Origin of the sequence: Paenibacillus sp. FSL H3-0321, from assembly GCF_038002865.1 — a bacterium.
Lineage (GTDB): Bacteria > Bacillota > Bacilli > Paenibacillales > Paenibacillaceae > Paenibacillus_AQ.
Map to the genome: position 1 here is coordinate 3141159 of NZ_JBBODH010000001.1, position 14718 is coordinate 3155876.

The 14718-nt window shown below is 50.4% G+C and carries 13 protein-coding genes and 1 rRNA gene; 1 reads left to right on the top strand and 13 read right to left on the bottom strand.

The genetic code is table 11. The annotated features are described in order from the left end of the window. Positions 1 to 88: 88 nt before the first annotated feature. Both MHI45_RS13790 and MHI45_RS13795 read right to left on the bottom strand, forming a co-directional pair. Positions 89 to 1644 (bottom strand): 16S ribosomal RNA (locus MHI45_RS13790). Between the two features lie 490 nt (positions 1645 to 2134). Then, positions 2135 to 3010 carry a nucleotidyltransferase-like protein gene (locus MHI45_RS13795; protein ID WP_076113358.1) on the bottom strand — a complete coding sequence of 292 codons (876 nt, stop codon included), beginning with the start codon at positions 3008 to 3010 and terminating at the stop codon, positions 2135 to 2137. A gap of 129 nt (positions 3011 to 3139) precedes the next feature. On the opposite strand from MHI45_RS13795, the gene MHI45_RS13800 reads away from it, so the two are divergent. Beyond that, a complete protein-coding gene (locus tag MHI45_RS13800; RefSeq protein WP_076113357.1) occupies positions 3140 to 3505 on the top strand; it encodes a DUF2614 family zinc ribbon-containing protein in 366 nt (121 codons plus the stop codon). A gap of 78 nt (positions 3506 to 3583) precedes the next feature. On the opposite strand, the gene MHI45_RS13805 is transcribed toward MHI45_RS13800, so the two are convergent. The 11 genes from MHI45_RS13805 to MHI45_RS13855 form a co-directional block, all read right to left on the bottom strand. Continuing rightward, on the bottom strand, positions 3584 to 5305 hold the full coding sequence (locus MHI45_RS13805; protein WP_076113356.1) for a glycosyl hydrolase family 18 protein: 1722 nt from the start codon (positions 5303 to 5305) through the stop codon (positions 3584 to 3586). A 253-nt stretch (positions 5306 to 5558) separates the two neighbouring features. Further along, positions 5559 to 5990, bottom strand: a complete 432-nt coding sequence (locus MHI45_RS13810; protein ID WP_038596527.1) for a Fur family transcriptional regulator — start codon at positions 5988 to 5990, stop codon at positions 5559 to 5561. Positions 5991 to 6114: 124 nt separating this feature from the next. After that, positions 6115 to 8037 carry a DUF4097 family beta strand repeat-containing protein gene (locus MHI45_RS13815; RefSeq protein WP_256718225.1) on the bottom strand — a complete coding sequence of 641 codons (1923 nt, stop codon included), beginning with the start codon at positions 8035 to 8037 and terminating at the stop codon, positions 6115 to 6117. A 36-nt stretch (positions 8038 to 8073) separates the two neighbouring features. After that, entirely contained in the window at positions 8074 to 8544 is a 471-nt protein-coding gene (locus tag MHI45_RS13820; RefSeq protein ID WP_076113355.1) for a GNAT family N-acetyltransferase, read from the bottom strand. A gap of 94 nt (positions 8545 to 8638) precedes the next feature. Next, positions 8639 to 10084, bottom strand: coding sequence for an Asp-tRNA(Asn)/Glu-tRNA(Gln) amidotransferase subunit GatB (gene gatB / locus MHI45_RS13825; protein ID WP_038596532.1), 1446 nt, complete (start codon positions 10082 to 10084; stop codon positions 8639 to 8641). 40 nt (positions 10085 to 10124) lie between these two features. After that, positions 10125 to 11582, bottom strand: a complete 1458-nt coding sequence (gene gatA, locus MHI45_RS13830; RefSeq protein WP_076113354.1) for an Asp-tRNA(Asn)/Glu-tRNA(Gln) amidotransferase subunit GatA — start codon at positions 11580 to 11582, stop codon at positions 10125 to 10127. A 24-nt stretch (positions 11583 to 11606) separates the two neighbouring features. After that, a complete protein-coding gene (gene gatC, locus MHI45_RS13835) occupies positions 11607 to 11894 on the bottom strand; it encodes an Asp-tRNA(Asn)/Glu-tRNA(Gln) amidotransferase subunit GatC (protein ID WP_038596536.1) in 288 nt (95 codons plus the stop codon). A 377-nt stretch (positions 11895 to 12271) separates the two neighbouring features. Continuing rightward, a complete protein-coding gene (locus MHI45_RS13840) occupies positions 12272 to 12655 on the bottom strand; it encodes a hypothetical protein (RefSeq protein ID WP_038596538.1) in 384 nt (127 codons plus the stop codon). A 159-nt stretch (positions 12656 to 12814) separates the two neighbouring features. After that, the gene (locus tag MHI45_RS13845) at positions 12815 to 13585 is read right to left on the bottom strand and encodes an ABC transporter permease subunit (RefSeq protein ID WP_076113353.1); all 771 of its coding nucleotides are present in this window, start codon (positions 13583 to 13585) and stop codon (positions 12815 to 12817) included. Continuing rightward, entirely contained in the window at positions 13582 to 14496 is a 915-nt protein-coding gene (locus MHI45_RS13850) for an ABC transporter ATP-binding protein (protein WP_076113352.1), read from the bottom strand. Before MHI45_RS13850 ends, MHI45_RS13845 begins: the two co-directional genes overlap by 4 nt. Beyond that, on the bottom strand, positions 14496 to 14687 hold the full coding sequence (locus MHI45_RS13855; protein ID WP_038596544.1) for a PLD nuclease N-terminal domain-containing protein: 192 nt from the start codon (positions 14685 to 14687) through the stop codon (positions 14496 to 14498). Before MHI45_RS13855 ends, MHI45_RS13850 begins: the two co-directional genes overlap by 1 nt. Between the last annotated feature and the right edge of the window lie 31 nt (positions 14688 to 14718).

A 14718-nucleotide genomic window follows, 5' to 3' on the forward strand; every position in this document is an offset into this window, starting at 1 on the left:
CAACGAGTGAGTAACAGGCCTAAACCTGAGTTTTGGAAGCTAAGCTTCCGATTTGAATGTTTCCGTTGCAGGAAACGATTCTCCATAGAAAGGAGGTGATCCAGCCGCACCTTCCGATACGGCTACCTTGTTACGACTTCACCCCAATCATCTACCCCACCTTCGGCGGCTGGCTCCCTTGCGGGTTACCCCACCGACTTCGGGTGTTGTAAACTCTCGTGGTGTGACGGGCGGTGTGTACAAGACCCGGGAACGTATTCACCGCGGCATGCTGATCCGCGATTACTAGCAATTCCGACTTCATGCAGGCGAGTTGCAGCCTGCAATCCGAACTGAGACCGGCTTTGCTGGGATTGGCTCCACCTCGCGGCTTCGCTTCCCGTTGTACCGGCCATTGTAGTACGTGTGTAGCCCAGGTCATAAGGGGCATGATGATTTGACGTCATCCCCACCTTCCTCCGGTTTGTCACCGGCAGTCACTCTAGAGTGCCCAGCTTAACCTGCTGGCAACTAAAGTCAAGGGTTGCGCTCGTTGCGGGACTTAACCCAACATCTCACGACACGAGCTGACGACAACCATGCACCACCTGTCTCCTCTGTCCCGAAGGCCGCCACTATCTCTAGTGGATTCAGAGGGATGTCAAGACCTGGTAAGGTTCTTCGCGTTGCTTCGAATTAAACCACATACTCCACTGCTTGTGCGGGTCCCCGTCAATTCCTTTGAGTTTCAGTCTTGCGACCGTACTCCCCAGGCGGAGTGCTTACTGTGTTAACTTCGGCACCAAGGGTATCGAAACCCCTAACACCTAGCACTCATCGTTTACGGCGTGGACTACCAGGGTATCTAATCCTGTTTGCTCCCCACGCTTTCGCGCCTCAGCGTCAGTTACAGCCCAGAAAGTCGCCTTCGCCACTGGTGTTCCTCCACATATCTACGCATTTCACCGCTACACGTGGAATTCCACTTTCCTCTTCTGTACTCAAGCCACCCAGTTTCCAGTGCGACCTCAGGTTGAGCCCAAGGTTTAAACACCAGACTTAAATAGCCGCCTGCGCGCGCTTTACGCCCAATAATTCCGGACAACGCTTGCCCCCTACGTATTACCGCGGCTGCTGGCACGTAGTTAGCCGGGGCTTTCTTCTCAGGTACCGTCACTCCGGTAGCAGTTACTCTACCGGACGTTCTTCCCTGGCAACAGAGCTTTACGATCCGAAAACCTTCATCACTCACGCGGCGTTGCTCCGTCAGGCTTTCGCCCATTGCGGAAGATTCCCTACTGCTGCCTCCCGTAGGAGTCTGGGCCGTGTCTCAGTCCCAGTGTGGCCGTTCACCCTCTCAGGTCGGCTACGCATCGTCGCCTTGGTGAGCCGTTACCCCACCAACTAGCTAATGCGCCGCAGGCCCATCTCTTTGTAGCAGATTGCTCCGCCTTTCATCCTTCGTCCATGTGAACAAAGGAATTATCCGGTATTAGCTACCGTTTCCGGTAGTTATCCCAGTCAAAGAGGTAGGTTGCCTACGTGTTACTCACCCGTCCGCCGCTAAGTTAATCCGGAGCAAGCTCCTTCATAACTCCGCTCGACTTGCATGTATTAGGCACGCCGCCAGCGTTCGTCCTGAGCCAGGATCAAACTCTCCAAATTGGTATTTAGAAAGAGCGATTGCTCATTTTGAAACATCTGACGAGAATTTACATTCTCACGATGAAATTTCCAAAGCGTATAAATACGCTGTGAAACTCATCAGTTTTGGATCTCACTTGCGTGATTTCCCACTCACTCGTTGTTCAGTTTTCAAAGATCAAGTTCTTGTTTTTCGTTGTCGGCGCTTGTCAGCAGCGACCTTTATAATATATCACGGCGACCTCGTTTTAGTCAACCTTTTTTTTAATTTCTTTTTTCGGTTGATTTACGCTTGCTTTGCAGCTTGTCATTGTGTCTGAGGGCCGAGTTATAATTTAACACACCATTAACATAAGAGTCAACTATAAATATTCCCTGCGTTTATCTTCTCATTCAGAAACTGTACAAATAAAAAAAGAGAGCGCCCGGCCTCTCCCTATCCTACAGCATATGCTCTTTGGTCGAGTGGAAAATCCCGTTATGGATAGCCACTCTATCCTGCTCTTTAACTTTACCGGGTGTAACGCACCGCATGACCGTCACCGGCATCATCCGCCCAGGAAGTAATCTCTCTTATTAGTGAACGGGAAACAAGCTTGCGCAATACAAGCGGCAGTTCAGCTTCCAATTGGCTGAGGCCCGAATGCTGCAGTAATTCTTTGATACTCCATGATTCCTTTCGGCTGCCCAAGATATTCAAAAGCAATCCGCAACAATCAGACATCTTCGACATTAGGGCAAATTCACAAGCAAGCAGAATCAGTTCGACTCGTTGATCCAGAGTTTCGGTACTCACCGTAAGCTCTTCATACAGCTTGTGAACAGGGGTGTTTAGACTCTTGACTTGTTCCCATACTGCAGGGTCGGGGAAAAAACCCGCTTCACTGACTTCAATCCGCGCCCAATGATACAAAGCAATCAAAACACAGTTGTAGGCATCCATGGTACAGTTTGCTTCCAGATATCGTTTGGATTTAACATACATATGCAGAAAGCGGGCAAATTCCATAAACAGTACCCGCTCTCTTAGCGTGCCCTGGAATTGCATGATCTCCCTGCGCATATCCCCTAATATTCCCTTAGGGTCCCAAATCACATCTCCAGCAATTAAGCTGGTAAGAAGTTCATTGTTATCACCCGCCATTACAGCCCGCTCCAAGGCAGATAAGCCTACATGCACAGACTGCGTGCGCCGGTCACCGGCAATGGTATGGGTTATAGTGCGTTCTTTCTCTTCATCTTCATGCAGCATCAGCACTACCATATCGAAGTCATGAAGAAGCGCACTCTGAAACGGAGCATTACCCTTCCGCCTCAAAGTGACAGCTCCCAGAACATTCTCATCAAACGTTTCTCCACTCAACAGGGTCAAATTGGATAGTTCCATACTTCCCTCCATCAAATTTGGCGATTTTGCGTCCAGTCAGTTATAATCCTCTTAAATAATAATATTCTACATATTCATATCAGTTCCTCCTGGACGACCGAACTATATTTTAGTTAGGAGTAAATACTCATGAAGCTAAAATCGGCTAAAATCAATGCTTTTCGCACCTGGGGACTGCTGCTCACCATGCTCGGAATGGGACTCATGATTCTGGGAACGGCAGGCATCGTATTCTGGGGATCTGCAGGCAAAGTATTCGCTGCAATCGGTCTGGTCATCGGCCTGATCTCCATGATGGCAAGTCTCGCCATCTATTTCTGGGCAGGCATGCTATCGACCAGCGCAGTCCAGCTGGAATGTCCGGAATGCCACAAACTGACCAAGATGCTCGGGAAAACAGACCGCTGCATGTTCTGCCATACCCTTCTGACAAGGGATCCGGAGCAGGCTACGATAACTGCAGAGCAGCTCGAAACTCAGCAACTCAAGCAATAACGACAGCCGATGAATGAATCATACAAACAAGGGGCTCCCAGACGGGGAGCCCCTTTGTTATCTTACTGACAGATTATATTATTGATGAATAGTTTGCAGGGTCTCCCAGGCTTCCTGATTGCCCAGGCTGCGTGTCCAGGAGGCCACTCCGCCAAGTCCAAACGATTTGGCAAGTTTAACTCTCCCTTGTAGTGAAAGCTTATCCTCTATCCATATTTTGCGGAGAATTCCGTCTTCCTTGTACTCAACGTAATTCTGTCCCGCATCCTTATCAAGCTTTGGTGTCAGCTTCTTCTCAGTAAGAATCTCCTGAACCGCATTCATGCTCACGGCCTTGGAGCTCACCTTGGTTTTACCCTTTTCTGTTGTTTCCGACCAGATACGGGTATACAGCGGCACACCGAGAATCAATTTCTCGGCAGGCACCTCGTCTTCCTCGATAATGCGGCTAATGGAGCTCTCCACCCAAGGCAGCGAGGAAACAGAGCCCGACTTTGGACTGGATGCCCAGTGCTCATCGTACGCCATGACCATCATGAAATCAACGACTGTACCGAGTGCACGCCGGTCCAGAAACAAAGACCACATTTCACTCTTTGATTTAGGCGTCACATCAATGGAGACAATGAGATTTTTGGCTTGAGCCATTGGCTTCAGCTCCCGCATAAACTGCGTAACATTCTCACCGTCTTTGGTGTGTACATTCTCAAAGTCGATATTGATACCATCCAGATCGTATAAATCTGCAAACTCCAGCATTTGTACAATCGTATTCATCCGCTTCTCATAGCTCGCTAAGGCCTCAGTCGTCAGATCGGCATCAAAGCTGTTGCTGAGCAGAGCCCAGACTTCCATGCCCTGCTTGTGCGCCCACTGCACGTAAGCCTTGTCCGCTTTACTGCGCACATTGCCCTGCACGTCTACAATCTCGAACCACGTAGGGCTGACCACATTGACTCCAGGCAGTTCACCGAACTTAGCGGGATCCGGTTTACGCTCGTATACTGCTTCCCAGAACAGATTTACCGGTTTGCCCTTCCAGTTGCGTTCTGCTCTCGACGGTGTGGAAGTTTTTTCTTCTACAGTTTTTTGCCCGTCTGACAGAATGTCACCGGCTTTGGCATATCCCGTGTAACCACTGCTCAGCTGCACATACAGCCAGTCCGGGTTGTCGGCCTTCCAGATTCTCACCACGGCTCCCGGAGGCATATCCGCGATAATGGGGGCATGAATCGACGCCTCGCTGCGCAGTGCCTTCGTTCTGTCGCCTTCCTCACCCTTCACTTTGCCCAGCGGAACCGTCTCCCCGGCAGTCATCAGCAGTACAGCTCCGGTATCACTATCCTCTTCTACCTCAAAACCATATAGATCTTCGAGGGTGTCGGCCGGAAGATAGGTCACTCCATCCTTTTCTTCAGGAGCAAGCCGAAGCTGAATCGGCTGGTTGTTCAGGCTGGCGGAGGTTGAATTCTCTTGCATATATAGAAGTTCGCTCTCAGTTGAAAGAATGGCTGATTTGCTCTCCTCTTCATAACGAATGGAAGAATCCACATACTTCTGCAAAAGCGGCAGCGGCAGCAGCAGACTCTCTCCTGTACCGTTAGCGTTAAAACCTGTAAACTCTCCTTTGACAAAAATGGGGTGTTCCATCCCTTTCCAGTCAGGATCAATATGCTGCCGATTCGGCAGTACATAAAATACAATCCAGTAAGCAGCGGCGGCTATTATGACGAGCCCTAATAAACGGCGAAAAAGACCTCCACGCTTCTTGGTGCGTCTTTGTCTCTGTCTTCTGTCCAAAATGTATCCTCCACATATTTAGTTAATTTTTGAGTGCGCGTATAACCAATCTTAAGTATACGCTATGTGAGTCTCTTTGGTTGCGAAAATCTACTGGAAGTTATTCATAGATTAAGTAAGCCATAGCAGAATTATCAAAAAAACGTGCAGCCTCCGCTTCCGGATTCCGCACGTTTTGGAAAAACCGGCAAATCTCCTGCAGTCCGAAACATCGCAGTCGATTATACCCATAATGTTATTCTAATCTGTTATCTCAATGCTTCTTGTCGCTGCAGCATTTGCATACACCGTACAATTCCATCCGCAAACCATGGATTTTAAACTCTGTAGCCTGTTCGGCAGCCTGCTCCACTTCATGCAGCGAGGCGTAGCTGAAATCTTCGATCTTCCCGCACACCTGGCAGATGACATGATAATGATCGGATACATTTGCATCAAAACGGCTTGAATTGTCACCATAAGTCAACTCGCGAACCATACCGGCTTCCATGAACATCTTTAGATTGTTGTATACAGTTGCCACACTCATGCTCGGAAACTGCGGCTCAAGCGCACGGTAAATATCGTCTGCCGTAGGATGATTCAACGCTTCCATCAGATACGTAAGAATCGCATGACGCTGAGGCGTAATACGGACACCGGTAGTCTTCAGTTGTTCCAATGCATGCTGTACGCCACTACCCATCAATTCCACCGCCTTTAAAATAAAAACATAATAAAGCTATAAAGTAATTGTAAGACCGGACTTTCGATGTTGTCAACGGAGTCGATACATTATATTCATTATTATATAATAAAAATTACTTTTTTCAATATTTCCTCACATTTAGGTTGCTGTTTCCTTCTACGCGCAGTTTGAACTCGCCATTGCCGATTTTGCCGGAAATTGTCTTTTTGTCGATAGTCAGCTCTGGCAGGTCGGTGTCGATATCTCCATAACCGCTGGATCCATCCACCTTATAATCGCCGAATAAAGGCACGTAAAGATCAATGTCGCCAACTGCGCTGTAAATATCCCAGTCACCGCCGACGAACTCCGATCGGGCATTAATTTTGCCATTTAGGGATTCAGCATGCAGTTTAGTCATCGCACCGTCAATTGCCAGATTGCCATTCTTGCTGGACAGATCCACTTCGCCACCGTTGCCGGATGCCGTTATATTGCCTACAGCGGTCGACAGCTTCAATGCCCCTGTAACATCCCAAGCCGCCATATTTCCGCCGCTCGTTGACATCTCAACGTCCCCTTGAACCGTTCTGGCGCGTGCTTCCCCGTTTAGTGTCTTTCCTTTTACATTTCCGTATATGCGGTATAGAACAATCGCGCCGTTGCCGGTCTCCAGAGAGATATCCTCAATGGCTTCCACATTCTGCAGCGTAATTCCGCCATTCATCGTCCGCACCTCCAGATTAAAGCGGCGGTCCTCCGGAAGCGAAATGTCAAGATCCATGCGCGGCTGGCGTTTCCCGGAGTCTCCATAAGTCTTAGTTTTTGGGGTGACTTTGATGTTAGAACCCTCAATGACCTCCACAAAGGACTGCTCCGATATCGCCTCTGCCACTGCACCATCAAGCTGATCCACCCATACTGTAGCCGTGATTTCAATATCCTCTACCGGGGCTCGGTGGATCATAATGTCGCCGTTGATGGCATCAACAGTTAGTTTGGAGGTGCCCAGCTCAACCGGTACGATTAATGGGGGCTTTTGAAAATGGCTGCCCTTGGCTTCGCCGTAATCCACTGCTGCAGCGGTAAGGTTAAGGCTGACCCGGTTCCATAAATGCAAATAATGCTCCTGCTCTGCCACGATAAATACACTGGCGGCCAAAATAACGGATGAGAACAGCCCGCGCAAATCCATCCGGGCTCTTGAACCATAGGCAGTCTGACCTCTGCGGCCTGAGAAAAAGTAAATGAGCAGGTATTCAGCACCCCACAGCACCGGTATAACGGGCCACCATTTTAACAGCAGCAGCATATTATGTGTTCCATCTCTTGCATCCATCAGCAAAAGAACGCCGACACTGGCAAGCAGGACTGCAGCCGTATATCTGCCGACACGGCGGATGCGCCGCTCATTGCCTCTGCTCCTGGATAATCCCTTCGCAACCTCACGGACTCCCAGTAAAAAACCGCCGACGATCAGCACCGCGGCAATTACCGTTCCCGCATAATCCTGAATGAACATTTGCAGCCAGGCCGGCTTCTGCCGGAACAGGAACAGCAGCACTCCGCCAAAGAGCAGCATCAGGCCAAACGAGATTCCCGGCTCACTCACCAGGGTACGGCGTTTGACATATTTTGAAGGGGTTGGCGTTTCAGTGTCCTCTTCCCCGGGAAAGCGCAAAATCCGGTCAGCAGACTGCAGGGCATCAAACACATTGTAGAAATACAGCACCGGAATCATCAGGGCCAGCAAAATCAGCAGCGGAACGTTGATCTGCATACCGATGGACGAAAAATACAGCAGCGCCGCAATATCAAGCAGGATAAGAAAGATGAAAGAAATCCCTTTGCGGAGAAGCCCGAAATATAGATGTCCCGTCCCCGGAATTATTGCGGACAGCAGTCCGGCAATAAATTTGCGTTTACGATGGGGACGGCGTTTTGGACGGGGCGGGATTGAGGGCTTCTTCTGCTCTATCCCGTCATCTTGCTCCTGTGCAGTTGTATCATATATTCCTTCCTCTGTCGGGAGCTTGGCGGAATCATCTTTCTGTTCAGGACTCATTTCGGGCTCCTCCTTCCATAAAGAATTGTATTACTTTCAAAGCATACCACTCCGATAAAATTCAATCAGTTCCACACCCGGTGCTACTTCCTCTAGTCCGGCTGGAATAAAGCCATGTTTGGTATACAGTGTAACCGCAGGAATATTGAGCTTCCCTGTAGATACAATAAACCGCTCCATTCCCGGATAATGGGCAAAGATAAATTCCAGCAGGCTTCCGGCCACCCCTTGGCGGAAATACTCAGGACTCACCATCATTCGGGTCACAGTCAGCTTGCCCGGTGACTCTTCCAGCACGGCAACAGCCCCCATCAGATCCCCGCTGCTGTCGAAACGGCCGTAGAAATCCTCCTGAGACTGGCTCAGCATATCTCTGGTCTCCAGCAATGGCGGGATTTCATGGAATCCGATCATCTCCGCTTCCAGCCGGTAAGCTTTATGCTGAAGGCTCCATAGCTCACTAAGAATGATCTCATCCTGCAGATCAAGCTTGATAATTGTGTTCATCCGCACAGTCCCCTTATATGCCGCTTAGGGCCTGCCGTTGCCGACAAGCCCTGAGCTAATAATCCTATAGTCTACTATTACCCAAAAGCGGGATCTAGCTGTTCAAAACTTCAGCCAGCAATGTATTTACCAGACCCGGGTTGGCTTTGCCTTTGCTTTCTTTCATAACCTGACCTACCAGGAATCCGATTGCCTTCTGCTTGCCAGCCTTGTAATCCTCCACCGATTGCGGATTTGCAGCCACTACATCCTCAACGATTTTTTTGATTGCGCCTTCGTCGCTGATCTGGACAAGTCCCTTCTCCTCAACGATTGCACCCGGCAGCTTTCCGCTTTCCAGCATTTCCTTGAAGACGGTCTTGGCAATCTTGCTGCTGATCGTTCCGCCTGAAATCAGGCCGATCATTTCACCCAGACCCTGCGGCGTAATCTTCACCTGGGACAATTCCAGATTGCTGCCGTTCAGATAACCCAGCAAATCGCCCATCATCCAGTTGGCCACAGCCTTGGCATCCTTTGTGTACGCAAGGCAGCCTTCAAAGAAATCGGCCAGCGGTTTCGAGGAGGTCAGCACACCCGCATCATAAGCGGTAAGGCCATATTCCTCACTGTACCGCAGCTGGAGGGCATCCGGGAGCTCCGGAATCGTAGCCCGGATGGACTCTTTCCAAGCATCATCAATATGCAGGACAATGAGATCCGGATCTGGAAAGTAGCGGTAATCGTGAGCTTCTTCCTTGCCGCGCATGGATAACGTCTTGCCCTGCGCTTCATCCCAGCGGCGGGTCTCCTGCACGACGATACCGCCATCATCCAGGATTTCCCCTTGGCGGAATTGCTCGTACTCCAGACCGCGCAGCACACCCCGGAAGGAGTTCATGTTCTTAAGCTCCGCACGGATGCCGAACTCTTCCTGACCTGCCGGCCGCAGGCTTATGTTCGCGTCGCAGCGCATGGAGCCTTCTTCCATCTTCACATCGGATACGTCACAATATTGCATAATGGCCCGAATCTTCTCCAGATAAGCGCGCGCCTCTTCAGGAGAGCGCAGATCCGGTTCAGAGACAATTTCGATCAGCGGTGTGCCTACCCGGTTGAAATCGACGAGGGAAGCAAATCCGCCGTCTACATGAGTCAGCTTGCCCGCATCTTCCTCCAGGTGCAGGCGGGTGATACCGATCCGTTTGGTTTCACCGTTCACTTCGATATCGATCCAGCCGTTCAGACCGATCGGCTGGTCATATTGCGAGATCTGATACGCTTTGGGCGAATCGGGGTAAAAATAGTTCTTGCGGTCGAACTTGCTGACATCGCCGATGGTGCAGTTCAGCGCCATGGCTGCTTTCATCGCATATTCCACCGCCTGGCGGTTCAACACCGGCAGCACGCCGGGATGACCAAGACAGACGGGACAGGTGTGCGTATTGGGCGGAGCGCCAAATTCTGTGGAGCAGCCGCAAAAGATTTTGGACTTGGTATGAAGCTCCACATGAACTTCCAGCCCGATGACCGTTTCGTATTTAGACATAAATGATCTCATCCCTTAAAAGTTTTGTGAGCCTAAGCTTCGAAGACCGCAATTATAGTTGTGGCTGTACTTTATGATGATCTGTATGTTGTTCAAAAGCGTGTGCAACACGCAGTACCGTGCTCTCATCAAATTCCTTACCGATAATTTGCAGACCTACAGGCAGGCCTTCGGCAAAACCGCAAGGGATGCTGACGGCAGGAATGCCGGCGAGACTGACCGGAATGGTCAAAATATCATTCAAATACATCGTGAGCGGATCTTCCGTCTGCGAGCCCAGCTTGAAAGCTGTAGTTGGCGCAGTAGGTCCGATGACGACATCATATTTTTTAAATACTTCGTCGAAATCCTGCTTGATCAAGGTGCGCACTTTCTGCGCCTTCAAGTAATAAGCATCATAATAACCGGAGCTGAGCGCATAAGTGCCGAGCATAATCCGGCGTTTAACTTCCGGCCCAAACCCGTGGCTGCGGGAATTATGGTACAAATCAAGCAATCCGCCGCCGTTATCTATACGCGCACCGTAACGCACCCCGTCAAAACGGGCCAGGTTGGAAGACGCCTCCGAAGAAGAGAGCAAATAATACGCCGCCACAGCATATTCGGTATGCGGAAGAGAAACCTCTTCCCAGACCGCACCCAGACCTTCCAGCACCTTAAGTGCAGACAGCACACTCTCACGGACGGAGGCATCAACACCTTCTCCGATATACTCCTTCGGCACAGCGATGCGCAGCCCGGAAATATCACCGGTAAGTGCGCTTAAGTAATCGGGGATATTCACTTTGGCCGAGGTGGAATCCTGGGCGTCGTATCCGGCAATGGCCTGCAGCACATAAGCGGAATCCTCCACCGTCCGGGTAAGCGGACCAATCTGATCGAGCGAAGAAGCAAATGCCACCAGGCCGTAACGCGAAACCAGACCATAAGTCGGTTTAAGTCCTACCACACCGCAATACGAGGCAGGCTGGCGGATAGAACCGCCGGTATCGGAGCCAAGTGCAAAGAAGACTTCACCGGCAGCTACCGCAGCTGCCGAGCCGCCGCTGGAGCCCCCGGGAACACGTTCCAGATCCCAAGGATTACGTACAGCCCCGTAGCTAGAATTCTCATTGGAGCCGCCCATAGCGAACTCGTCCATGTTCAGCTTGCCGATGGTTACAGCATCGGCCTGACGCAGTTTGGAAACAACTGTTGCATCATAAATCGGCTGAAAATTGTCCAGAAACTGGCTGGCACAGGTCGTGCGCAGTCCTTTGGTCACAATATTATCTTTAATTCCTGCAGGAAGACCAAACAGCAAACCGCGCGCTGCACCGGAAGCCAGCTTGTCGTCCAGAGCACGTGCAGACAGCCGCGCGCCCTCCTCATTTAAAGTTAAAAATGCATGCACCTTCCCGTCACGCTCGGTAATGGCAGCCAATGATTCTTCCGTCAGTTCGCTGACCGAAATCTCTTTGCTGTGCAGCATGTTATGTACTTCGGGTAGTCGATATTGAAACAGGCTCAACTTTCTTCCTCCTCTCTATTGTCGTTATTCCAGAACTGCCGGTACTTTGAAATGTCCGTCTTCATGTTCAGGTGCGTTAAGCAGAGCTTCTTCTTGGGAAAGGCTCTCCTTTACGACATCGTCCCGCATCACATTGCTGACCTGCAGCACATGCGTTGTCGGCTTCACATGCTCCGTGTCAAGTTCGTTCAATTTCTCCGCATATTGTAAAATAGCATTCATTTGTTCAGTAAAAGTAGCCTCTTCTTCCGGGCTTAACTGCAGGCGGGCCAGCTTGGCCACATGCTGCACATCTTTGACGGTAATGCTCATAAGAAATATCCCTCCTGTTTAAAGGGCTAAAGCGCCCGGATAACGTTTTTAATTATATTGTAGAAGCCTGGACAATTCAATGAGCTTGTCATGTTCATAAAGCTGCAATTCGAACAACAGCTAGTGGCGCTACAGGTTGTGGGTACATGAAACAAGAAAAAACGGCTATGGCGTCCTAATAGGGACGGCAGCCGTTTCTGCAGAAATATAAGGATAAAGCATTACGTGCACCCTATAGATTCTTACATTTTAAGAAGAAACGGACTTGCAGTCCTCTTAGGACTGGCAGCCGCTTCTGCGAATAATAGAAGGATCATTTATGGCGTGGAACATATAAATTCTTCTATTTCAAAAAAGCCGGCTTGCGCCGGCCTTACCTAAATCCAAGCGCGAAGATTCACCTGTTTGATGAATTCCGCCTGGGACATACTTTCCGTAGACGTCGTTTCCGCCTCTTCTGCTTCCATGTCTTCGCCGTTCATCAAATGATGAAACAGCTTCTCATTGTATGTCGACAAAGCATAGTCGATCAATGCTTCATGCGTTGCTCTCTCAGCCTCTACCACCAGCAATTGTTCTTCCGCCTCAATATCCTCTGCCGTAACATAAAAATTCCTGTTTGCCTGAGGGACACGAATGACATAATCAAACGCATTGTCAGGATTGCGGTCGTAAGCAATCAGGTAGCCGTAGTCTCCAATAGGAAGACTCTGCTCAAAAGCGTCTGCAACAATGACAATTTTCTCTCCTAAACGCAGCATCGTCCTACCTCCTGAGCCAAAATCTATCATGGTTCTACTTGTTTCAACAGTCTACTAAAAAAAGATAGAGCTGTCCAGCAGCAGGAGGAGAGTTCAATGAAATTTTCCTTGAAATTTTCAGAAATGTCGAGAAAAAGCAACATTTTTCTTATTTTTCCGTCAAACTGGGAGTTTATTCCTGGACGTTAACAGAGCAGACCCGGCAATGCACAGCGCAATCAGCACGGCTGCTGAGAGAAAAGGGCCTACTCCAGCTGTGCCGCTGTCTATAAGGACTCCGGCAGACAATCCAGGCAGCGCAGCCATCGTCCAAGCAAGCTGGGTTGGCAGCAGACTATAGGCAAGCGATACCCCTGCCACGAGCGCCAGGGCAAGAAACACAGCGGCAGGTCCACGAAGGAAGGAGCTGAACAACAGTGTCAGTGAGACGCCGCAGAGCAGCCATAGCCCATAGATTCCGGTTGCGGCTGCAACCTCACCCCAGGCAAGCGGACCCATCAGTGCTTCCGTGTAATACCCTGCCCCCGCCGCGCCCAGTCCAAGCGCAGTCACAAGCAGGGTCAGCTGCGCAGTCCATTTGGCGATGATAATGACCATCGGAGTAACCGGCTTGGCCATCAGCAGCTCAGCCGTTCCGCTGCTCCGTTCTCCCGCCAGTGCATTCATGGTCCCAAGCGCCAGAACCAGTATGCCAATCGTTCCATATTGGCCAAGCGCTTGCGCCATTACCGCAGCTGCCTCCGGCATTTCAAAGCTCTCCAGCATCCCCGCCGGCACATTTGCGGAAGCTTCCAGAATATCGCGCATGTAATAGGTCACAAGCGGCTGCATAATGCCCAAGATGATAAATACAATCGGTATCCAGATCAGTTTGTAGCTTCGCAGCGTCTCGAGCATTTCTTTCGAGTATAAAGTCCAGAAACTTCTCATGAGCCCACCACTTTCATGAACAGGTCTTCCAGCGTGGAAGAGCCTGCTTCGAATTGCAGCAGCGGAATATCCAGTTTGCCAGCTTCCTGCAGAATCTCCCGCCGTGCCAGTTCTACATCGCTCACATTAAAAATGGCTTTACCTGCAGTAATCTGCGACTGAACAATAAAAGGTTTATGCACAAGGCCCTCCAGCCACCGGAATGCCTTATCCTCTTTCTCTGTATATAGTCTGATAATAGGAAGACTGTACTGTGAACGGAGATAGGATAATGTCCCCTGCTCGGCTATCACACCACGGTTCATTAATATGATATCATCGCATATCTCTTCGGCATCATGCAGCACATGTGTAGAAAAGATGACCGTCGTCTCTTCACGGATCTCCCGCAGCAGTTCCATCACTTCCCGCCGTCCAATCGGATCAAGCGCCGAGACCGGCTCGTCAAGCAGCAGCAGCCGTGGGCGGTGCACCAGTGCCTGCGCAAGACCGAGCCGCTGCTTCATTCCGCCTGAATACCCGGAAATCCGGCGGCGCGCCGACTCGCTGAGACCTACCCGCTTCAGTGCGGCGGCCGACCTCTCGGCTGCTTCTCTGGAGCGCATGCCGCTCAGCTTCGCGGCAAAGACAACATATTCCTGTCCGCTCATCCAGTTGTAAAAAGCCGGGGATTGCGGCAAATACCCCAGTGCTTTGCGGTAATCTGCTCCCGGACGATTGCCGGCAAAGGATATCTCCCCCGACGTAGGCGGTAGCAGGCCCGCAAGCATGCGCAGCGTTGTGGTCTTGCCTGCTCCGTTTGGTCCCAGCAAGGCGACACAGCGCCCGGATTCGATCTCAAAGCTTATACCATCTACAGAGATATGTCTGCCATACCGTTTATGCAGATCGGCAACCTTAAGCAGCGGCATCAGTTCTCATTCCTTCCTGCTGTAAAATAAGCGATACTGCCCAACAGATTGCCAAACACTATTATAATAATCCACATCCATTTCGGACCCCGCACTTTCTCCGCTCTGGCCAAAGATATCAATCCGACAATGGCCAGCAAGATCTGAAGTGCAAGCAACGGCCAAACCAAACCCCAATTCACTTTGTCCATCCCAGCATCCCCCGTTCTATTCATCGCATAC